Source organism: Pseudomonas trutticola BRTCR10 (assembly GCF_056155105.1).
The window spans coordinates 5,790,612-5,811,946 of sequence record NZ_CM149552.1; the positions used below are offsets into that span (position 1 = coordinate 5,790,612).

Annotated in this window: 17 protein-coding genes; 11 read left to right on the plus strand and 6 right to left on the minus strand. The window is 60.5% G+C overall.

Annotation, left to right across the window (positions count from 1 at the left end; all coding sequences use genetic code 11):
* Positions 1-230 precede the first annotated feature (230 nt).
* From ACVVH8_RS26300 to ACVVH8_RS26330, 7 genes are all read left to right on the plus strand, one after another.
* A complete protein-coding gene (locus tag ACVVH8_RS26300; RefSeq protein WP_103303711.1) occupies positions 231-881 on the plus strand; it encodes a DedA family protein in 651 nt (216 codons plus the stop codon).
* A gap of 4 nt (positions 882-885) precedes the next feature.
* A complete protein-coding gene (locus ACVVH8_RS26305) occupies positions 886-1,698 on the plus strand; it encodes a M90 family metallopeptidase (RefSeq protein WP_103303712.1) in 813 nt (270 codons plus the stop codon).
* Between the two features lie 112 nt (positions 1,699-1,810).
* Positions 1,811-2,338 (plus strand): inorganic diphosphatase, encoded by a 528-nt coding sequence (ppa, locus tag ACVVH8_RS26310; RefSeq protein ID WP_008052339.1) that lies wholly within the window; start codon positions 1,811-1,813, stop codon positions 2,336-2,338.
* Between the two features lie 223 nt (positions 2,339-2,561).
* Positions 2,562-3,308 (plus strand): S24 family peptidase, encoded by a 747-nt coding sequence (locus tag ACVVH8_RS26315; RefSeq protein WP_475227116.1) that lies wholly within the window; start codon positions 2,562-2,564, stop codon positions 3,306-3,308.
* Between the two features lie 474 nt (positions 3,309-3,782).
* On the plus strand, positions 3,783-4,205 hold the full coding sequence (locus ACVVH8_RS26320; protein WP_475227118.1) for a DUF4952 domain-containing protein: 423 nt from the start codon (positions 3,783-3,785) through the stop codon (positions 4,203-4,205).
* 313 nt (positions 4,206-4,518) lie between these two features.
* Complete coding sequence (locus ACVVH8_RS26325) at positions 4,519-5,688, plus strand: GGDEF domain-containing protein (protein WP_475227120.1); 1,170 nt, start codon at positions 4,519-4,521, stop codon at positions 5,686-5,688.
* A 154-nt stretch (positions 5,689-5,842) separates the two neighbouring features.
* Entirely contained in the window at positions 5,843-6,274 is a 432-nt protein-coding gene (locus tag ACVVH8_RS26330) for a hypothetical protein (RefSeq protein ID WP_103303716.1), read from the plus strand.
* Between the two features lie 9 nt (positions 6,275-6,283).
* On the opposite strand, the gene ACVVH8_RS26335 is transcribed toward ACVVH8_RS26330, so the two are convergent.
* The 6 genes from ACVVH8_RS26335 to ACVVH8_RS26360 are packed head-to-tail and all read right to left on the minus strand — an operon-like array spanning position 6,284 to position 16,466.
* Positions 6,284-7,096 carry a YfaP family protein gene (locus ACVVH8_RS26335; protein WP_103303717.1) on the minus strand — a complete coding sequence of 271 codons (813 nt, stop codon included), beginning with the start codon at positions 7,094-7,096 and terminating at the stop codon, positions 6,284-6,286.
* Between the two features lie 3 nt (positions 7,097-7,099).
* Positions 7,100-8,719, minus strand: coding sequence for a DUF2300 domain-containing protein (locus tag ACVVH8_RS26340; RefSeq protein WP_475227124.1), 1,620 nt, complete (start codon positions 8,717-8,719; stop codon positions 7,100-7,102).
* Position 8,720: 1 nt separating this feature from the next.
* Positions 8,721-13,295, minus strand: a complete 4,575-nt coding sequence (locus ACVVH8_RS26345; protein WP_475227127.1) for an alpha-2-macroglobulin family protein — start codon at positions 13,293-13,295, stop codon at positions 8,721-8,723.
* Positions 13,292-13,942 (minus strand): DUF1175 domain-containing protein, encoded by a 651-nt coding sequence (locus ACVVH8_RS26350; protein ID WP_034153738.1) that lies wholly within the window; start codon positions 13,940-13,942, stop codon positions 13,292-13,294. The genes ACVVH8_RS26345 and ACVVH8_RS26350 overlap by 4 nt, the downstream gene beginning before the upstream one ends.
* The gene (locus ACVVH8_RS26355; protein WP_475227130.1) at positions 13,927-15,639 is read right to left on the minus strand and encodes a DUF2138 domain-containing protein; all 1,713 of its coding nucleotides are present in this window, start codon (positions 15,637-15,639) and stop codon (positions 13,927-13,929) included. The genes ACVVH8_RS26350 and ACVVH8_RS26355 overlap by 16 nt, the downstream gene beginning before the upstream one ends.
* A 35-nt stretch (positions 15,640-15,674) precedes the next feature.
* Positions 15,675-16,466, minus strand: a complete 792-nt coding sequence (locus ACVVH8_RS26360; RefSeq protein ID WP_103303720.1) for a YfaP family protein — start codon at positions 16,464-16,466, stop codon at positions 15,675-15,677.
* Positions 16,467-16,744: 278 nt separating this feature from the next.
* Here ACVVH8_RS26360 and ACVVH8_RS26365 point away from each other — a divergent pair, with 278 nt between their 5' ends.
* The 4 genes from ACVVH8_RS26365 to dxs all read left to right on the plus strand — a co-directional run bounded on the left by ACVVH8_RS26365 (position 16,745) and on the right by dxs (position 21,244).
* Positions 16,745-17,890 (plus strand): Fic family protein, encoded by a 1,146-nt coding sequence (locus ACVVH8_RS26365; protein ID WP_475227132.1) that lies wholly within the window; start codon positions 16,745-16,747, stop codon positions 17,888-17,890.
* Between the two features lie 237 nt (positions 17,891-18,127).
* Complete coding sequence (locus ACVVH8_RS26370) at positions 18,128-18,370, plus strand: exodeoxyribonuclease VII small subunit (protein ID WP_003228627.1); 243 nt, start codon at positions 18,128-18,130, stop codon at positions 18,368-18,370.
* Positions 18,367-19,254 (plus strand): (2E,6E)-farnesyl diphosphate synthase, encoded by an 888-nt coding sequence (gene ispA / locus ACVVH8_RS26375; protein WP_475227135.1) that lies wholly within the window; start codon positions 18,367-18,369, stop codon positions 19,252-19,254. Before ACVVH8_RS26370 ends, ispA begins: the two co-directional genes overlap by 4 nt.
* 91 nt (positions 19,255-19,345) lie before the next feature.
* A complete protein-coding gene (dxs, locus tag ACVVH8_RS26380) occupies positions 19,346-21,244 on the plus strand; it encodes a 1-deoxy-D-xylulose-5-phosphate synthase (protein ID WP_103303722.1) in 1,899 nt (632 codons plus the stop codon).
* The last annotated feature ends 91 nt before the right edge of the window (positions 21,245-21,335 follow it).

Genomic DNA, 21,335 nt, shown 5'->3' on the forward strand with positions numbered 1-21,335 from the left:
GCGGGAGCAAGCTCCATCACCACAACAAAGCGCTCGGCACGACAACCCATGCTTCCCTGACAAATCCTCACACCCCGACATCCCCCGCTACAAAACCAACGCGCTTTTCATCTTTCAGACCGTATAATCCCGATCTTTCCGGCTTGTAAGAAAAACTACACCCCGTTGTAGGCTTACACCAAGTCATCCGCACAGGCCTGCCGAGTCGGGCCATCACCACAGGTGCCTCCATGGATTTCAACCCGCTCGACCTTATCCTGCATCTCGACGTCTACCTCGATTTGCTGGTGAACAATTACGGGCCATGGATCTACGCCATCCTGTTCCTGGTGATTTTCTGCGAGACAGGTCTGGTGGTGATGCCGTTCCTGCCGGGCGATTCGCTGCTGTTCATCGCCGGCGCCGTTGCGGCGGGCGGAGGCATGGACCCCGTGCTGCTCGGCGGCCTGCTGATGCTGGCGGCAATCCTGGGCGACAGCACCAATTACGTGATCGGAAGAACGGCCGGAGAAAGGCTGTTCAGCAACCCGAACTCGAAAATCTTCCGCCGCGATTACCTGCAACAGACCCACGACTTCTACGACAAGCACGGTGGCAAGACCGTGACCCTGGCGCGTTTCCTGCCGATCATTCGTACCTTCGCGCCATTCGTCGCCGGCGTGGCAAAGATGCCCTACCCACGCTTCTTCGGTTTCAGCGTCTTCGGTACCGTGCTGTGGGTCGGCGGTCTGGTGACGCTGGGTTACTTCTTCGGCAACGTGCCGTTCATCAAGAAGAACCTGTCGCTGCTAGTGGTGGGCATCATCCTGCTGTCGCTGGTGCCGATGATCATCGGCGTCGTGCGTAGCCGTTTCGGCGGCACCAAAGCGCAATCGCACTAAGCCGATGTGGTCGCTGAGCGCCTGGCGACGCCGGCGCATTCTGGCGAAGCACCCGATTGCCGATGACATGTGGCAAAGGGTGCGCCATCACCTGAGCTTTCTTGACGGCATCACCGCCGCCGAAGACCAGTGGTTGCGCGAAGCCTGTGTGCTGTTTCTCGAAGACAAACACCTGACCGCCCTGCCCGGCGTCGAACTGCATCAGGAACAACGCCTGCTGCTCGCCGCCCAAGCGCAATTACCGCTGCTCAATCTCGGTGATTTGAACTGGTATCAGGGTTTCCACGAAATCGTCCTCTATCCCGACGACTTCCTCAGCCCGCAACGCCATCGCGATGCCAGCGGCGTCGAGCATGAATGGGATGGCGAACACAGCGGCGAAGCCTGGCAGCAGGGGCCGATCATCCTCGCCTGGCCCGGCGTGATGGCCAGTGGTGGCTGGGAAGGTTACAACCTGGTGATTCACGAACTGGCGCACAAACTCGACATGCTCAACGGCGACGCCAATGGCCTGCCGCCGTTGCACGCCGACATGCGCGTCAGCGACTGGGCCGAGGTGATGCAAAAGGCTTACGACGACCTCAACCATCAACTCGACCGCAACCCTGACGCCGAAACGGCCATTGACCCGTATGCCGCCGAGAACCCGGCCGAGTTCTTCGCCGTCACCAGCGAGTACTTTTTCAGCGCCCCGGATCTGCTCGACGAAGCTTATCCACAGGTCTACGCGCAACTGCAGCTTTTCTATCGTCAGGATCCGTTGGGCAGACTGCGGCAACTTCAGGCCACGGACCCGGTCTATCAGGCGCACGACTAAGCTCTGCACGACTTTCGGTACATGGCGCGCCCGGCAGAATATGCCTATAATCGCCGCCACTTTTTGGTCAATCCGGCCAAGTGTTTTTGGTCAACTACGGGGGCAACGCCCAATGAGCTACAGCAAGATTCCGGCTGGCAAAGACCTGCCGAACGACATCTACGTCGCGATCGAGATCCCGGCCAACCACGCGCCGATCAAATACGAAATCGACAAAGACAGCGATTGCCTGTTCGTTGACCGTTTCATGGCCACCCCAATGTTCTACCCGGCCAACTACGGTTACATCCCGAACACCTTGGCTGACGACGGTGATCCCCTCGACGTGCTGGTTGTGACCCCTTACCCGGTTGCGCCAGGCTCGGTCATCCGCGCACGTCCAGTCGGCATCCTGAACATGACCGACGACGGCGGCGGCGATGCCAAAGTCATCGCAGTTCCACACGACAAGCTGTCCCAGCTGTACGTCGACGTGAAGGAATACACTGACCTGCCACCACTGCTGATCCAGCAGATCGAACACTTCTTCGCGAACTACAAAGATCTCGAAAAAGGCAAATGGGTCAAGATCGAAGGTTGGGCCGGTGCAGACGCCGCTCGCGACGCGATCACCAAGTCGGTTGCTGCCTACAAAGGCTAAGCACCTGCGCTATGCGTGATGCTTGAAGAAAACCCCGGTTGATCCGGGGTTTTTTGTGCCCGGGAAAAACCGCCTTAAACAGAGTGTTTATGGAGGCCTACAAAAAAGTTTTAGCCTGTGTAATTTCCCACAAGGACGTCTTACATCCCGTCGCAAAATTCAGCCCGTTTTTGAACGCCCGGTTTATTCAAACTGCTCTGGCACGGCCGTAGACTCCGTGTTTATGAGAAAGAACACTAGCGGTCCAAGATTCAAGGCACTCCTGGAAGCTGCGAACATCTCGACGACGGGTTTCGCAAAGTTCTGGGGCACGGAAGCCCAAAATGTCCACAACTGGTACACCCGGGGCGTCCCGGCGTATCGCATGGAAGAAGTCTCACGCCTGCTGTCCGTCAACAGCGAATGGCTGAAAACCGGCGAAGGCACAAAAGAGGTGCCGAGCCTGACTCCGCCTGCCAGCAACGGCGACAGCTATGACGCCCAAGATCCCCAGGGCGCCTATCGATTCATCCACCCCAACGACCTCGAACTGGCATTCTTCAAAGAAACACCCCTCGCCAACGGCTCCGACAAAACCCACGTCATTCAAGACCCGGACTTCTCCATCCGCCTGCTACGCGCGCACCTGGACCAACTGGAAATTCGCCCCGCCGACGCCATCTGCGCGCACATGATCGGCAACAGCATGGCCGAACGCATCGAAGACGGCTCTATCGTCGCCATCGACCGCAGCCTGACCCAAGTCGTTGACGGCGAAATCTACGCCATCGAACACGACGGCATGCTGCGCATCAAATACCTGCACCGCATGCCCGGCAACGGCCTGCGACTGCGCAGCCACAACAACGCCGAATACCCGGACGAAGTCTTCCACCCGGCGCAGATTGAACAGCAAAGGATCCATATATTGGGTTGGGTATTCTGGTGGTCGACCCTGAGCAAACGCCGGCCAGTGGTGCCGTTTCTCTGAGTTGTTTTGACTTACGCCGGTTCACACAGAACTCTGTGGGAGCGGGCTTGCCCGCGAAGAGGCCCTGAAAAACAGTACAAAATCCTGATTTGTACCGCTGCAGTCGCTCTAAACCGCACTTCAGGCTGGGAATCCCAGGCAAAACTCAGTATCCTGCGCCCCACATTTGCGCATCGACCCGCTCCCAGCGGCTGCGATGACGCCCGACGCGGCAGACCAACGTCTGACCAAGTCCCACAGCCGGACGCAGATCCGGGTGTACGTTTTGAAGGCTGGCGCGGTTTACCAAAAATAAACCAAGCCAGTCCCCGAGAAGCCGGCCACAAGCCGGCTTTTTAATGTCTGAAATAATCTTCCTGATAACTTGAGCAGTGTGACGCTGTATCAATAGGCGCCCAATACATGGCCTCGCCGCCTGATCGTATGAGAGAAGCACGAGGAAAATACGTTGGCGCACTTATCGTGGATAACTACATGAGCAGACTGATTAGCGGACTTGTCTTCGCTGGCTTATCCCTGTTGGCTGGCAGCGCGATGGCCGGACCGCAATGTGGGGATTTTCTGGCGAAACTCAGCGACAAGCCTGCCTTCGTCGAATTTCTGGAGTGTACTCAAGACAACGAACAGTTGGGCAAACCGCTCAATGCTCGATATCGCGTCAAAGGCTCGGATGCACTTGCGGCTGAACGCTACATGAGCGGCAGCTTCGCAATGCCCAAGCTGCGGTATATCTGTTGCGGCTGGGATTCATCATTTTTTTCTTATCGTGATAACAATACGCAGCTTTGGTATGTGTTAGGAATGGGCTCCGAAGAAACGCCCGTAAACAGGCGTGAATCGTGGTCAGAAGTAACATTCTTTTATATCAATGCGTCAGTTACGACCGAAGATTTCTAAGCCGTATTTGAGGCGCAACGCCAGTAAGCGTCAGCGTGACGCCCGCAGGTTGTGTCGATGCGGCGGCGTCAGGACCAGGCGACGAGCATTTCGGCGTTTCCTTGACGCCCCAAATCTCCAGTACCGATACCACGCCGTTAAACGCGGAAACAGGGTTGAGCCTGGAGGGGTTCCGGTGAATCCCTGCGCAGCCAGCACTTGCCAATTCCACCGCCTCGGTGCTAAATCCCGGCCCAATCACCACCCCTCTGTAATTACCCGCATCCCCTTCACCGGCCGGATTCCGGTATTGAGCCCCACGGGAATCCATGGAATGGTCCTGCATATCCCGACCCTGCTGGTCGTTTCGGTCTTCGTCTTCTTTTTGATGGGACTGCTGACCCTGCACGCCTGGTATCGCGAAACCCGTGAACCTTCACTGGCCTACCTCGGCGGCATGATGTTGCTGGGGGCGCTGGGTGTGGTGCTGGTCAGTTGGCGTGATCGGGGCGCCGATTTCATTCCGATCCTTTTCGGCAACGTTGTTCTGCTGCTCAGTGCAGCGTTCAACTGGACGGCCATGCGCACACTGGTCGGTCGCAAGCCTTGCTTGCCGGGGATTCTGGCTGGCTGCGTGATCTGGCTGCTGATGTGTCTGATACCGGCCTTCTACCATTCGATGCCGAACCGTGTGTTGGTCTATTCGCTGCTGGCATTCGGTTACGGCGTATTGACGACGCTGGAACTCTGGCGCAGCCGCCACAGCCTGGACGTCGCATTCATGCCAGCGTTGCTGTTGACGGTTTCGCATACCGTGTTCTACGCCGTGCGCAGTGCCACCGATGACGGCTTGCCGGTGACCAAAGCCTTGCTCGGCAACGGTGAAGGCGTACCGTTCTTTTCGTTCATGCTGTTTGAGTCGATGTTGTATGTCATTGGCATCGCTTACATCACTCTGGCGATGGTGAAAGAGCGCGCCGAGCTGAAACTCAGGGCTGCGGCGTTCAGCGATCCATTGACCGGCATCGGCAATCGTCGAGCCTTCATGCTGCACGCCAGCCACTTGCTGGACGACAGTCAACAGCGGGCCGAACCGGCGGCGCTGTTGCTTTGCGATCTGGATCACTTCAAGCGTTTGAACGACACCTACGGCCATCCTGTCGGCGATCAGGCGTTGATCGCGTTCAGCGATGTCCTGATGGATAGCCTGCGTGAGGAGGATGTTTTCGGGCGCATCGGCGGCGAGGAGTTTGCCTGCCTGCTCGGTGCATGCAATGAGCCGACTGCGCTGGAGATTGCCGAGCGAATCCGCCACGCCTTCGCCCGGCTCTCCATTCTGGAACCGGGTCTGCTCAGCGTCAGTATCGGCGTGGTCACCACCCGTGAATCGGGTTACGACCTGTCGCGGCTGCTTTCTGAGGCGGATCAGGCGCTTTATGGCGCCAAGCATCAGGGACGCAATCGGGTGCAGACGTTGCGTTCGTTGTATCTGGGGCTGGCGTAGCGCGTCCGTAGCAGAAGCCGAAATCCTGAAAAGCGCCATCGCCAGCAACTCGACAACCACATTGCCATTGGTTTGCTGGAAACCCTTTAAGTAGCCGTCCAACGTAGTTGGCCAAGCTATAAGTCCGAGAATCACTCCACAAGGAAGTTAAAAATTGATCCCCCGCACTCTGAGTTCACAACTGAAATCCGCCGCCGCAATAACGCTGTACCTCTGTCTTTCCGCATGCGTCGGAGTAGGCATCTCCCTCCCGGAAAAAGTCACACTGAAAACCGATGCCTACAGAGCGCAAAGTTACCGCTCGATCACCCCGCAAATCACCCGAACAGCAACATCAACTCCCACCCGCGAATGGTGCGGGATCACGGTCTGGGCGCTGGTGATCCCGGTGCCGTTGAAGCTGCCGGTGTGCAGTTCGTACTACGAGCAATCCTTTGGCAGCGACGAATTCGGCAGGGAAGTTGTTCTGCTCGACACGCAACAAACAGTGTCATCCCCGCTCTACGCCTGCGGCCCACTCATGGTGCTGGGGCCGATTGTTCACGGTTACGAAGGCAATGCCCTGTGCGGTGTTTTTCCTAAATGATTAGGTGATTCACGGGTAGCTGAAGGACTTCACCAAGGTCAACTCCCCCACCGCCCGCATCGGCACCAGGAAGGTCTCCATTTTCTCGCTTGGAGTTCCTTCCTCCGTGATCACCGTGACTTGCGCGGTGGTCAGCGGTTGCACCGCTTCATCGCTGCCGTCTTCATCGCTGCGATAACCACCGCCGAAGTAGTTTACGTACACCAGATACTGCCCCTTGATCGGCGCCGGCATGGCGAAGATTTCCGGGCCGTAACCCGTGGTCACGTCAACGTCGAGCGCTGCGCCGTTGGCGGCGGTGCGGTCGCCGTACCAGATGTGCGCGCCGTCGGGGGTGATCAGGTGCAGGTCGAGGTCGGTGCCGTCGCTGTCCCACGCCAGCAGAACGCGCAGCTTGGCCGGGGTGGCGCCGCCGCTGGTGTTGAGGAACTGCGTGCGGTGACGTTGTTGCCCGTCGGGGCTGCGCACTTCGACGCTGTTGCTGCCGTTGGGGAAGGAGAACGGGCGGTCGAAGCGCCCGCTGTCGTCGATTTTCAACGGCATGCTGACGCCGTTGACGATCAAGCGGCCGGGCTCGCGGCTCTTTGGCGTGGCTTTGATTTCGCCGCTGATGCGGGCGGTGTTGGCCTGACCGACCGGGGTATTTACCGACGAGGCCGGGTAGTTAACGGTCTGGCGGAAGCTTTCACCCTCGCCTTCGGGGGCGCCGCTGCGCCAGCCGCCGATCGGGGTGTCGAGTTTGACGCTGTCGGCGGCGATGGCCGGCGATAGCGCGGTCAACGTGCAGAGCAGCAGCAAGACCTGTGGATAACGGAGTGTCATGGCCTATTCCAGCAAGAGGTGACGGGCGAGCCCTTCAATGTAGGTTTCATCCTGGCCATTGGGATGTGCTTCAAAGGCCAGGTGCAGATATTCGTGAGTCAGGTCGAGGCGATCCTGCAGAGTCAGCACGCCGCGCACGTAGATACGTTGGCGTTCGCGGTCGACGAAGGGCCTGCCGAACGCCAGTTTGCACACGGCGAAAGTGCTGACTTCGTTGTAGCCGGTTTCGCTTTCCAGTTTCGGGCGCCAGCCGCGTCGTTGTTTCTGCAGCCAGTCTTGCGCAGCGGGCAGTGCTTCGCAGGAAGCGACCGGGTTATCCCAGCGGCTGAGGCTGGCGCGCGGGTAGGCGTGCAGCAGAATCGCGTCGTAACGTTGACCGGCCTTGGCTTGCTCGACGGCTTGTTGCCAGGCGAGTTTGTCCGGGCCGGGTTGATCGGAGTGATAGGTGACGGTGCTGCCGGCCAACACCAGATCCGCCGTCCACGCCGCGATGTTGCGTGAGTCCACCGAAGCTGGCCGTGGTGCGACGCGCTGGCGATTGCTGCTGTCATCGATGCTCAGGCAGTCGCCGTTGCGTGTGGCGTTTTGCAGCAGATAAGTGCGGATTGCCACGGCCAGCGCTTTGGCCGCTTCGACAGGTTGCGGTTTGGCTTCGCGCTCAAGGACGCGGGCGACGTACTCTTCGCGATCAAGCCTTGCGACCAGTTTGTCGTTGAGCAGAAACAGTTCGCCGTCGCTGTGGATATCCAGCGCGTTGCCATTGGCGAATTCGATGCGGTAGTCGCCCTGCAACGGGCCGGATGTCACCACCCGCTCGTCAGCCAAAACCCGCGTGAGCGGATAGCGCGAGAACAATCCGACTTCAACACAACGTCCCACATCTGCCGGCCATGCCGCTGGCAACACCGTCGCCAGTGCCTGACCGTAATGCCGCAAAACCATCTGACTGGTGCCGCGTCCACCAGCCCAAAGCGGCGAGCCATCAGCCGTCCAACCAGCAAAACCACCCTGCCGCGAATGCCGATCCTGATCGCCGAGCCAGCTCCAGGTTTTCACCCGCAGGCGTCCGCCGAGTTCACCGACGACATTGCCGTCGGCAGCGTTCAGCACCACATCGAGCAACACCCGGCGCATCTGCTCCTGCGCTGGCAGCGAAGCCAACACCTTGAGCAAGTCAGCCACAGAAACCCGCGTGGCCGGCTGCACGGAAGGCAATTCCAGCAACCACGACGGCGCCTGCCGAGCCTGCCAATACGTGCGCCAATCGGCAGACGAAATGCCCAATCGCGCCGGTTCAAAGTACAACCCGCAGGATTTCACCAGTGCCTGATCACGCTCGATCTTGCCGCCCGCCGAGCAGCAGTAGACTTCCTCTTTCGACTGCCCGCGACATTCATAAGCCGGTTCGCGTGCACCGGTATCCACCAGCCACGCATAAACGAACAACTTCCACAGACTGCCCAGCGGTGCATCCAGCGAAGACGGCAACGGTTCGCGAGCAATCAGCTGCGTTTGACTCAACGACAACAACTCACCCTTGTACGCCACGCGCAACGGCTCGTCCTGCGCCGTCGCCAGCGCAGGAATCAGCCATAACAGCAGCCACAACAGCGGCCGGGTCATGTCAGTTGACCGTGACCTGACCGAGGGCGGCTTTCGCTTCCTGAGCCTGATGTTGCGGCGCGTAGACCTGGGTGAAACGCACCGGCGGCAGGCTGAACTGCCCCTTCTGCGAGAACCGCACCAGATGACGCAGACGCAATTCGCCGCTCAGCGCATCCACCGGCACCGCGTAGGCCAGTTGCCCCGGTTCGAAGCGCGCCTTCTCCAGCGCGGTCGGCTCGGTGCCGTCCTTGCCCTGCAACTTGATGCCCCACGTGGTGCGTTCGACATCGGCACCCGGTGGCAGCGGCACTTCGAGCATGCCGTAGCGCAGCGGCTTCGGCGCTTTGCTGGTGAGGATCACTTCGTCCAGATACAGGCTGTCGCTGGACAGAGGCTTAGTGCCGACCGCCTCCAGTTTGAAGGTGAACGCTTCGTCGCCCGGCACCAGTCGCGACAGACGACGGGTGATGGTCACGGCCATTGGATCGACGGCCGGTTGCTGGGTCTGGAAGCTCAGCGCGGCGCGCAGCGGACGCTCTTGAGTGCCCGAGACGGACAACACGCTCGGCACCGGCGTCGCGCCCTGCCATGTCCAGAACATCTCGCCGGTCGCGCCGTAATTTTTCTTCCAGCCTTCTCCCGGGGTCAGCGCGATGGTCGGCGACGCCTGAGCGATGCTGCGTTGCAACCAGCTCAGCGCCAAGGCGCGTTCGAGGGTCGATTGCTGTGGCAGCAGGCGTTGCAGCAACGCCGTCGCACGAGCCTGATCAAACGGTTGCAGCGACAGATTAAGCGCCTCGGCGAAAGGCTGCGAGCTGACCGACAGACGTTGTTGCGCCGCACCTACCTGACGATTGAACGCTTCGGGCAATGCCACTTTCGATTGCGTGGCCAGCGACGCGGTCAAGACTCGCGCCGCGGCCAGACCGAGCGCCGATTGCGGATCGCTCATCACCAGACTGTCTCCGCCATCGTCCATCAGGGTTTCGGCGTTGCCTTCACCAGCCTTGGCCAGATCGTCCATCAAACCGCTGAGCAGCGTGTTAACCGGCAAATGCATCTGCTTGGCGAACGACAGAATCAGCGCCCGTTGCAGCAGCGGCGTGTTCGGCGCCTGCTTGGCATAGACCTCCAGCACCCGCTGCCAATGCTCCGGCGGCAGGGTCAATTCCAGCACCTGGCTGGCGTTCCAGTCGGCGTAATAGGCGTACGCGGTAAGGAACGCGTCAGGCTCACCGTCGTAACCCCACCAGGTGAAGCTCGCCGACGGCCCGGCCATTTGCACCAGACGCAGACGGCTGTTCTGCATGATCAGACGCAAGCGATCGCGGATTTGCGGGTTCGACGCCAGCGATGGATAAGCGATGCTCAACGGCAACAAACGACTGGCCGTCTGCTCGACGCCGCCGTACGGGTAGCTCAGCAGATCATCGAGGGCCGAACGGAACAACGCTTGCGGACTGTCATCCAGACGCAGGCGAATGTCGGTGGCGTCCGCCGGCAGGCTTAGCGGTGTGTCGCCGCTGGCCACGTCGAGGCTCTGGGTCTGCGTTACTTGCCAGCCGTCACCCGTCGCACTCAGGCGCACAGCGAGGGAGTCGGCAGTTTTGCCGTCCTGCACCAGCTCCGCCGTCCACTCGCCGGAGGCCAACGTGAATGCTGGCAGCGGTAGGTAGTTGATGCCGTTGTTCAGGGTCACCGGCAGGCGCTGTTCGGTGCCAGCGTAATGGGTGACCAGTTCAGCCTTCACCGGTTTCTCGGCCTGACTGAACGCGAACACGCCGAGCTGCGGCTGATCGCCCTTGCGGAATTTGCTCGGGCCGCTCCACTTCAGGTACAGCGGTTTTTCCGAGCGGACGAATTGCTTCTTCTGTCCGACCTGACCGTCATCGGCAATCGCCCGCGCGGTGATGCGCCAGCGGGTCAGCGAGTCCGGCATCTTGAAGGTGAAACGGGTTTTGCCGTCAGCACCGGTCAACAACTCTGGTTGCCATGCGGCGGTGTCGACGTCTTCGCGACGCGGACGCTCCAGCACTTTCACTCCGCGCTCGCTGCGGTTGGCCTTGCCAGGCGCGCCGGGGCTGCCCGGCAACGCCACGTCGTAACTGATAAACGACAGGCTGGCGCTGGTACGCACATTGTTACGACGCGGGTGGTAGAAGAACTGGTCGATGGTCGGCGCAACTTCCGGTTGCAGCGCGTAGACCATTTCATCGACCACGCTGACGGTCAGGTGCGCCGGTATCGCTTTGCCGGCGAACTGCGTGGTCAGGTCGACGGTGACGGTATCACCCGGCAGATAAACCGCTTTGTCAGTGCTGATCGCCACGTCGATTTGCGGGGCAATCACCTTGATCCCGGCGTTCTGGAAGCTGTACTGGCCACCCTTGGTGTACAGCACGGAGAAGGTCAGGTTCGGCGCAAAGTTGTCCTTCACCGGGATGCGCGCGCGGTATTGGGTGTCGCTGAGTTTTTCCAGTTTCAGCCAGTCGCCACCCTTGGCCAGCAGCGCGGTGGCTTCGACCTTGTCACGCTCCAGCGACAGCAGTGCATCGCTCACTGGCTCCGGGAAGGTGATCAACGCCAGCGCTTCATCGCCGGACTTGTACTCCGGTTTGTCGAGGACGATTTCCACGGTGCCCGGCACCGCTTTGACGCCATCGCCAGTGACCGAGTGGCCGGTGGCACCGAGTACGCGACCGTGTTGATCCTTCAATGTCAGGTTGTAAGTACCCGGACGCTCGAAGGCAATGCTGAAACCTTTGTCCTTGGCCGCAAGCTTGCCCTCGCCGGTGCTCTGGTCTTCCAGACGCACCCAGGCGTAACTGCTCGGCGTGACCGCTTTGCTCTGCTCGGTGCCGCCCTCGTTGGCGTAGCTGAACGCAACCTTGTCATTGACGGCACTGAAGCGTTGCGGCGCGCTCAAGCGGAAGCTTGCCGCGCCCCGGTCGATGAGGATTTCCTTGGTGGTCTTGACCCGATACGCCGCGCCGTCGCTGGCAAACACGGTGAGCATGTAGCGGCTCGGCTTGTCGGCGGCCGGCAGGTCGAGGGTCGCGTTGCCCTTGCTGTCGGTGGTCAGTTCGGTGCTAGTCAGTTCCACCGGGAATTGCCCAAGGTATTGCAGCTCGTTGTCGACCATCGACAATTGCTGGGCACGCAGACTCAGGGTCAGCTTGGCGTTGGCCACCGGTTTACCGTCTGGGTAGAGCAGCACCAGGCTGCCCTTGACCGGTTCGCCCGTGCGGTATTCCTGCTTGGCCAGGTTCAGCGAAATTTCAAAGTGCGGCTTGATGTACTCGGCAACACGGAAGGCGCTGCTGTAGGCCTGATCCTTATAGTGGAAACGAATCTCGTAACCACCGGCCACGGCGTTATCCGGCAACTGGAAACGGCCCTGAGTGCCGGCCTTCGAATCGAGTTTCAAATCGAGACGCTGCAATTCGGTGCCCGTCGCATCCAGCACGCTGACAGTGACATCGGCCGCCCCCGGCAACACCGAATCCCGTGCATTCTTGAACTCGCGACCGACAATTTTCAGCGACACCCAATCGCCCGGGCGATACAGCGGCCGGTCGGTGAAGGCATAGAGTTTGGTGTCGTAGATTTCGCTGTCGTAATAGAAGTTCTCGGAGACGAACACCCCGCCCTCTTCGTCTTCGCCAATCACGAACGAACGCTCGGGGCTGACGTGTTTCAAGCGCAGCAAACCATCGGCATCGGTGGCGCCGCTGCTCATCACGCCGAGTCCATCGGTCCACAGCACATTGACCTTCGGCACCGAACTGCCTTCGTGTTTGCGCGCAGCCCAGACCAGCAACTCATCACCGGCAATCTTGCTGACGGCAACGGTGTTGGAGACGAAAACCATGGTGGTCGCGCGGTACTTGCCGATCAGTGCTTCGACCAGATACAGACCCGGCTTCAGGTTGCCCAGAGGGATGTAGACGTTGCCCGGCGCGACACTGACGAAGTCGCTGGAAGAGCCGGCCAGATTGACCCCGGCCGGCGGCTGAATCGGCTTGGCCTGCCACAGCGGATAACGGAACTGGCTGACCACCGGCAGACCCGGGATCAGCGCAAATTGCGGCTGTGCGTCGTATGGCGTCGGCGCGGCGATGGCATTGCCCATCTTCAGTTCCGGCACTTCCTCGGTGACCTGTTTGCGCGATTCGTAGGAGAACGCACGCTGCATCACCCGACGGGATTTGCGGTACCAGTTGTCCCACAGATACGCGAGGGTATTGGACAGGCCTTCACCCTTGAACTGACCGTCACTGACCACGCGGTGCAGGTTCTTCTGGCGCTTGAGGAAGTCCAGCGGCTTATCGATGCGATACACGCGAATGTCCGCGCCGCCGTACGGTTCCATGCGGAACCGGCGGTAGTCGCGGCCCGGCGCTTCAAGGCGCACCATCGCCTGTTCGTCGGCGGCGAAACTGCTGTCGGCGAGCAGGAAGAAGCTTTCACCGGAGACCGGCGTGTAGCCGCTTGGCTCCACCGAGTCTTCAGCGTTGACGGTCGCCAATGGCAGCAACAGCGCCAGCAGCAGGGGAATTCGAGCGCAGAGTCGCAGCATGCGGGCACCGGTCATTGGGAGAGAAAGTTCAGTCGATAGACGCCGATGAAGTTGGGGTTGGCTGCGTCGGGTATCCATCGGGTGTCCTTCCATGTCATGAGTTGCTGCAGGCTTGCCGAACGCATGCCGTTGTCAGTGGGGGTGGTGGTGCCGGTGTGATAGGCAATGTAGCGACCCATCCAGATCATCAGGTGCTGGTCGTCGCCCTGATCGAAAAACATCAGGTCGCCGGGGCGTGCCTGGGACACGTCGCGGCTGACCAGATGACTGTTGAACTGAATCAGTTTGATTGCGTTGACGTACGGCCCGACCTTGCCGCCACCCTGCTGCCATTGCTGGGCGAGCTTGCGTTGCTCGTCGCTGAGCGACAGTTCCGGCGGCAGGTAGCGATTGGACAGGCCATTGCTGCGCAGCCACTTGTCGTCGTGGACTTTCAGCGCTTCGTTGGCGGCAAAACGCACCAGCCCGGCACAATCCTGCTGATACCAGCGCGGGCTTGGACCCTGGCTCAGTTGCTCCTGAGCGATGCGCACGAACCAGGCGCGAAATACCTGGGACTGTGCTGGATCCAGCGCTGGCGCCTCAACGGCTCGGGCACCCGCGCTGAGCAACAACGCGAGCAGGCCGAGGCTGCGGATCAGTGCTGTCACAGCGCTTTCCATTCCAGCGGCAACCACTGCCAGTGGCCGTCAGGCTCGCTGCCTTCGGGCAGGGTCAGGGCATATTTGCCGTAGCCACCGAGGGTGCGCAGTTTCGGGATCAGGTAGGTTTGCGCGGCGTTGTAGAACACCGGTTCCATGTCCTGCGGCAGGCTGTCGAGGGTTTCCTGCTGCATCAGTTGCGCCATCGAATCCGGGCCGAAGTAGATCGGCATCAGCACGTCTTTGGGCAGTACGTCGGCCATCGGCGGGAAGCGTTTGTCGAGCGTGCCGAGAGCCTTGTCGACGAGTTTGTCGTCGAGAGAAAACAGCAGTGTCGAGCCGTGGCGGGCGAGGCTGACTTTCATGAACGCCTTGCCGCTGATCGCGTCCGGATTCTCGGCAGTCTTCGCCGCATAGGGGCCGAAATTGGAGCTGACCTGACGCTGCCAGACGTGGCTCTGACCTTGTTGTTTCTCGACCACCGGGAAGACGTTTTCTTCAACGTTGGACTCGAATGCACCGACCATCGAGCCGAACAGTTTGCCGAGGTCGCCGTCGAGTTTGCTGCTGTCCTCGTCCTTCAGACTGGCGACCAGCAATGGCGTGTACAAACGTGAATCGGCGTACCAGCACAGGCCCGCAGCGCCGGCCACATGCTCGGTGAGGGTCTGCGCGACGGCTTCTTCGGCGCCGAGTTTCACCAGCAGAGGTTTCTGTGGTTCAGCCGCGACCGGCAAGGTCACGCAAGCACTCGCACCCAGCGGCATCGCTTGCCACACCGGTTTGAAATCGAAGTCCGGCTGGTTGTCCAGTTCGTCCATGGCCAGGTAGCTGTGCCAACCCTTGTCGTCCATGTCGAAGCGCAGCCCGGCGAAGTTCGGGATAAAACGCTGATAACCCATGGCGAGGACGCTGGAGTTGACCGAGAGACGCTGTTTGGTCTCAGGTTTTTTTGCTGGCAGGCCGAAGGCTTCCGGGAACAGTTTTTCACCGTTGAGCAGGGCCGCCAGCGCTTGCGGCGAAACGTGACCCGACTCTTCAGAGACGCCACTTTCCGGGTCGTAATACTTGGCCGGGTTGGACAGCACCACCAGTTTGTCGCCGTGGGAGGCGAACAACAGGGCTTTGCTGGCGTTGTAGGTCAGTTGAAACAGGGGCACGGTATCGCCACCGACCTTGAGTTCACCCATCTGGCTAAGCTGCGTGTCATCCAGCGCGACTTTCGCCAGTGGCTCCAGCAGTTTCGCCAGCCCGCCGCGATCCATCACCAGCAGGAAATCCTTCAAGCGGCCATCAGCGCCGCGCCACAGCGCAACGTCCGCGGGTTGATCGAAAAGTTGTTCGATCAAACTGTCCTGCAGCTTCAGGTCATGCTCGTAGATGATCCGGCGCAGACTGCCGATCAGGCCCAGGCGGTCGGCGTGGGTTTCGTAATAGAAGACGAAATCTTCGGTGAGCGTGGCCTTGAGGAACGGCACCGTCAGCAGGTCTTTGGGCAACTGGCTCAGGGAGCGGGTTTCGAGCAACGCATCCGGACGGCTCAGGCCAAGCTTGTCGCTGGCCAATTCCGCCGGCGGTGCCTTGGGCTTGAGCAGCAGCCAGCCAAAACCACCCGCCATGCCGGCCACCAGGCACAACCCGGCCAGCAGCAAAGGCCAGCGCCGCGAAGGTTTGGCCGCTGGCGTGTCGGCAGCCGAAGTAACAATGTTATCGCTCATCTTCTCAAAGCCCGATTTCATCCGTGGCGGGATGCTTAATAGTTGAAAGTCTTGACCAGCAGCAGATCACCGATCGCCCGCAGGGGCACGATGAAGGTCTCGCGTTTTTCGTCGACGGTGTTTTCGTTGAGCACCAGCGTGATTTGCGAGGTAATCACCTCGTTCTGGTTGCTGGTCTCATCGAAGTTATAGCCGCCGTTACCGTAGTTGCCCCAATAGTTGACGTAAACCAGATAGGTGCCATGCAGCGGCGCGGTCATGGTGAACATCTCCGGACCGGGACCATCGACGCCATCCGGGTCGAGACCGCCGCCGTTGCTCAGCGCCGGCCGCGCCCAAAAGGCATGCTGGCCATCGGGCGTGACAATGTGCAGATCAAGTTCGGCTTTCGGATCGTCCCATCCCAAGACAAGACGAATTTTCGCCGGCGTGCGCAGGTTATTTGCTTCATAAAATTGCACACGCTTGAGCGACTGGCCTTCGGCGCTGATCACCTCGACGCTGTTCGACCCCGCGCCAAACGCATACGGGCGGGCAAATCGCCCCTGGTCGTCGGTGTACAGATTCAGGGGATTGCCGTTGACGGCGAGGCTGTGCGGCGGGCGCATATGGCCGATGGCTTTGAGCTGGCCTTCGATCATTGTGCGATTACGCTGGATGCCGCGATCGATCGGCGGCGTCGGGTAGGCGACTTGCGGGTTTTCCGTGCGGTCGAGCAAACCGTGATAACGCCAGCCGCCCACCGGTTCCGCCAACTCGGCAGTCGGCGCGGCCAGCAGCGCGGGCGCGCAGGCCAACCCGATCAGCAGCATAAGAAATGAACGCATGTGATGCCTCCTGCCATGCCTGAACGAAACCTTGCACCCGATCCTCGGTACTTCACAGCGGTGAAAACTGCGTTTCGTCTGAAAGACCCGTGACTGTCGGGTCGTAGAAGGCGCGAAGATTAGCCATTCGGCAGTTTTTTAACAATCGGATACATCTGGATTTGCGGTGAGAATCACGTCCTCTTGGTGGACGGTGAGCCGAATAGCCGTCATATTCGGCTCACTAAATGAGCCGAATAGCATTTCTATTCGGCTCACACGCTCAGGAACCACACTTTATGGCGACGCACTGGATCTGGCAGCAACCCGATTGGCCCGACTTCAACTGGCAGGCAGACCGCCTCACGCTGTTGCTGCGCGAGTGTGTGCAGGCGCAAGGCCAATTGCTGGGCATGGCCGGCTCAGTGAGCAATTCCCTCAGCGCTCAAGCCGAACTTGATGCCTTGCTGCAAAACATTGTGACCTCCTCGGCCATTGAGGGTGAGCAATTGAATGTCGGCTCGGTGCGCTCGTCATTGGCGCGGCGCCTCGGGCTGAAAATGGCTGATGACGAGAACGTCAGTCCACGTAGTGAAGGCCTTGCGCAACTGATGCACGACGCTACCCGGTGTTTCGCAGAGCCGCTAACGCTGGAGCGTTTGCTGGAATGGCATTCGCTGCTGTTTCCAGAACAGGAAAATGGTCTTTCGTCACGCGCAATCAACGTCGGTGCGCTGCGCGGTGATGAGCCGATGCAAGTGGTTTCCGGACGAATCGAGCGTCCGACCGTGCACTTCGAGGCCCCGCCGAGGCATGGCCTTGAGCAGCAACTCGAGCGTTTCCTCAAGTGGTTCGAGACCAGTCAGCATGAAGCTGGACTCGATCCTCTGCTGCGCGCCGGCATCGCGCATTTCTGGTTTGTCACACTGCACCCGTTCGACGACGGAAACGGCCGACTCACCCGAACCATTACCGATCTGGCGCTGGCCCAAGGTGAAGCCCGGGCAATCCGTTTTTATGCCATGTCGGCCAGCATTCTCGACGATCGCGGCGGCTATTACCGGACACTCGAATCCAGCCAGAAAGCCACGTTGGACATCACTGAATGGCTAACGTGGTTTCTGCAGACACTGCTGCGCAGCCTGCAACAAGCCATCGTGCGTATAGAAAGTGTGCTGAGCAAAACGCGATTCTGGCAAGCACATCGCGAATCCGAACTGTCGGTTGAGCAGGTCAAGGTTCTCAATCGCTTGCTCGACGGCGGGGAGCGTGGGTTCGAGCATGGCATCAGTGCGGCGCAGTATCAGGCTGTGGCGAAAGTGTCCAAAGCCACGGCGACCCGACATCTGGCGGAACTGCTGGAAAAGGGTTGCCTGGAACGCTTGCCGGGGGGCGGGCGAAGTACGCGCTACCAAATCAATTACCCGGACGATTTTCCGATCTGACCGCCTCCTGTGGCGAGGGGATTTATCCCCGATCGGCTGCGCAGCAGTCGTATATCGCCATGTGCGGTATTCCTGACAGAGCCGGTTGCTGGTTTTGGGGTTGCTGCGCAACCCATCGGGGATAAATCCCCTCGCCACAGGGTTATGTGCACGGCCTTGGACCAGGTACCTTATTTGCCCATAACCCCCCTATCTGCTAGTGTCGCGCCGGTTTAACGTCAACCGGAAATCGCCGCCATGGCCCGCAAAAAAGCTGCACTGGATTTCGAACAGTCCCTCGCCGACCTGCAAACACTGGTCGAGCGTCTGGAGAATGGTGAATTGTCGCTGGAAGACTCGCTGACCGCTTTCGAGCAGGGCATCGGCCTGACCCGTGACTGCCAGGCAGCGCTGGCGCAAGCCGAGCAGAAGGTGCAAGTGCTGCTGGAGCGCGATGGCGAACTCGCCGAGGAACCCTTCGACGCGGAACAGCCAGAATGATTGCAGCGTATTCGGCGACCAGTCAGGCCCGGGTCAACGCGGCCCTGGAAACCCTGTTCAACTCTCCGCTGCCAGAGCTGGCGCGCCTGTATGAAGCGATGCGCTACAGCGTGATGAACGGCGGCAAACGCGTGCGTCCACTACTGGCCTACGCCGCGTGCGAAGCGCTCGGCGGCAAGGCAGAGCAGGCCAACGGCGCGGCCTGCGCCGTTGAACTGATCCACGCCTATTCGCTGGTGCACGACGATTTGCCGGCGATGGACGACGACGATCTGCGTCGCGGCCAGCCAACCACCCACAAGAAATTCGACGAAGCCTGCGCGATTCTCGCCGGTGACGGCTTGCAGAGCCTGGCGTTCAGCGCCCTGCTCGACCCGCGCCTGAGCGATCTGAGCACAGACATTCGCCTGCAACAGGTCACAACGCTGGCGCATGCGGCAGGCCCGGCGGGTATGGTCGGCGGTCAGGCCATCGACCTCGGCTCGGTTGGCCTGAAGCTCGATCAGAAAGCCCTCGAACAGATGCACCGGCACAAGACCGGCGCGTTGATCGAGGCCAGCGTCAAACTCGGCGCCCTGGCCAGCGGCCGGGCCGAGCAGGATGAACTCAAGGCCCTGCAGACTTATGCACAGGCCATCGGCCTCGCCTTCCAGGTGCAGGACGACATCCTCGACGTCGAAAGCGATACCGAAACCCTCGGCAAACGCCAGGGCGCCGACATTGCCCGCGACAAGCCGACCTACCCGGCCCTGCTCGGTCTGGACGCCGCCAAGGCCTATGCCCTGGAACTGCGCGATCAGGCCCTGCACGCCCTGCGACCGTTTGACGCGGCAGCCGAGCCGTTGCGCGAGCTGGCCCGGTATATCGTCGAGCGCCGCAACTGACGGCGAATCAGCCAAAAAAGACCAACGCGTGGGCAGGGGGCGATGCATCAGGTAAACTGCCGCATCTTTTATACCTATAACGATTCGCCTGATGCCCACGACGTTTCATGAGATTCCCCGCAAGCGCCCGACCACGCCCCTGCTCGACCGCGCGAATACGCCGGACGGCCTGCGCCGGTTAGGCGAAGCCGAGCTGGAAACCCTGGCCGATGAGTTGCGCCTGGAATTGCTCTACACGGTCGGCCAGACCGGTGGGCATTTCGGTGCCGGCCTGGGCGTCATCGAGCTGACCATCGCGTTGCATTACGTCTTCGACACCCCGGACGACCGGCTGGTGTGGGACGTCGGTCATCAGGCGTATCCGCACAAAATCCTCACCGGTCGCCGCGAGCGCATGGAATCCCTGCGCCAGAAGAATGGCATCGCCGCTTTCCCGCGCCGCTCCGAGAGCGAGTACGACACCTTTGGCGTCGGCCACTCCAGCACCTCGATCAGTGCAGCGCTGGGCATGGCGATTGCCGCCCGCCTGCAAAACAGTGATCGCAAGGCGATTGCCGTGATCGGCGACGGCGCACTGACGGCGGGCATGGCCTTCGAGGCGCTGAACCATGCGCCGGAAGTCGACGCCAACATGCTGGTGATCCTCAACGACAACGACATGTCGATCTCGCGCAACGTCGGCGGTCTATCGAACTATCTGGCGAAGATCCTTTCCAGCCGCACCTACGCGAGCATGCGTGAGGGCAGCAAGAAAGTCCTGTCGCGCCTGCCAGGCGCCTGGGAAATCGCCCGTCGCACCGAAGAATACGCAAAAGGCATGCTGGTCCCCGGCACGCTGTTCGAAGAGCTGGGCTGGAACTACATCGGCCCGATCGACGGCCACGACCTGCCAACGCTGATCGCTACGCTGCGCAACATGCGTGACCTCAAAGGCCCGCAGTTCCTGCACATCGTCACCAAAAAAGGTAAAGGCTTCGCCCCGGCGGAAGTCGACCCGATCGGTTACCACGCAATCACCAAACTCGAACCGCTGGACGCCCCGGCCGCTGCGCCGAAGAAAGCCGGCGGGCCGAAGTATTCGGCAGTGTTCGGCGAGTGGCTGTGTGACATGGCGGCGGCTGATCCACGCCTGGTCGGGATTACCCCGGCAATGAAGGAAGGCTCGGATCTGGTGGCGTTCAGCGAACGCTTCCCGCTGCGCTACTTCGACGTGGCGATTGCCGAACAGCACGCGGTGACGTTCGCTGCCGGCATGGCCTGCGAAGGCGCGAAACCGGTGGTGGCGATCTACTCGACATTCCTCCAGCGTGGCTACGATCAACTCGTCCACGATGTGGCGGTGCAGAACCTCGACGTGCTGTTCGCCATTGACCGTGCAGGCTTGGTAGGCGAAGACGGCCCGACCCACGCCGGCAGTTTCGATCTGTCGTACCTGCGTTGCATCCCGGGCATGCTCATCATGACTCCGAGCGATGAGAACGAATTGCGCAAAATGCTCACCACCGGCCACCTGTACAACGGCCCGGCGGCGGTGCGTTACCCGCGCGGCAGCGGCCCGAATGCGACCATCGAGAAAGATCTCGAGCCTATCGAAATAGGTAAGGGCATCGTCCGTCGCCAGGGCAGCAACGTCGCTCTGCTGGTGTTCGGCGTGCAACTGACCGAGGCGCTGAAAGTCGCCGAGAAGCTGGATGCGACGGTGGTCGACATGCGTTTCGTCAAACCGCTGGATGAGGCACTGGTGCGCGAGATTGCCGGCAGCCACGAGTTGCTGGTGACGATCGAAGAGAACGCGATCATGGGCGGCGCCGGTGGCGCGGTCAGCGAATTTCTCGCACGCGAGAATATTCTCAAGTCGATGCTGCATCTGGGCTTGCCGGACAGCTACGTCGAGCACGCGAAACCGGCGCAGATGCTGGCGGAGTGCGGGCTGGATGAGGCCGGAATCGAAGCGTCGATCCGCGAGCGTCTGGAACTGCTCAACCGCTAAATCGCTGGATACATGCAATACCCCATGTGGGAGCGGGCTTGCCCGCGAAGGCGTCGGCACAGTCAACATTGATGTTGAATGTGCCGGCCTC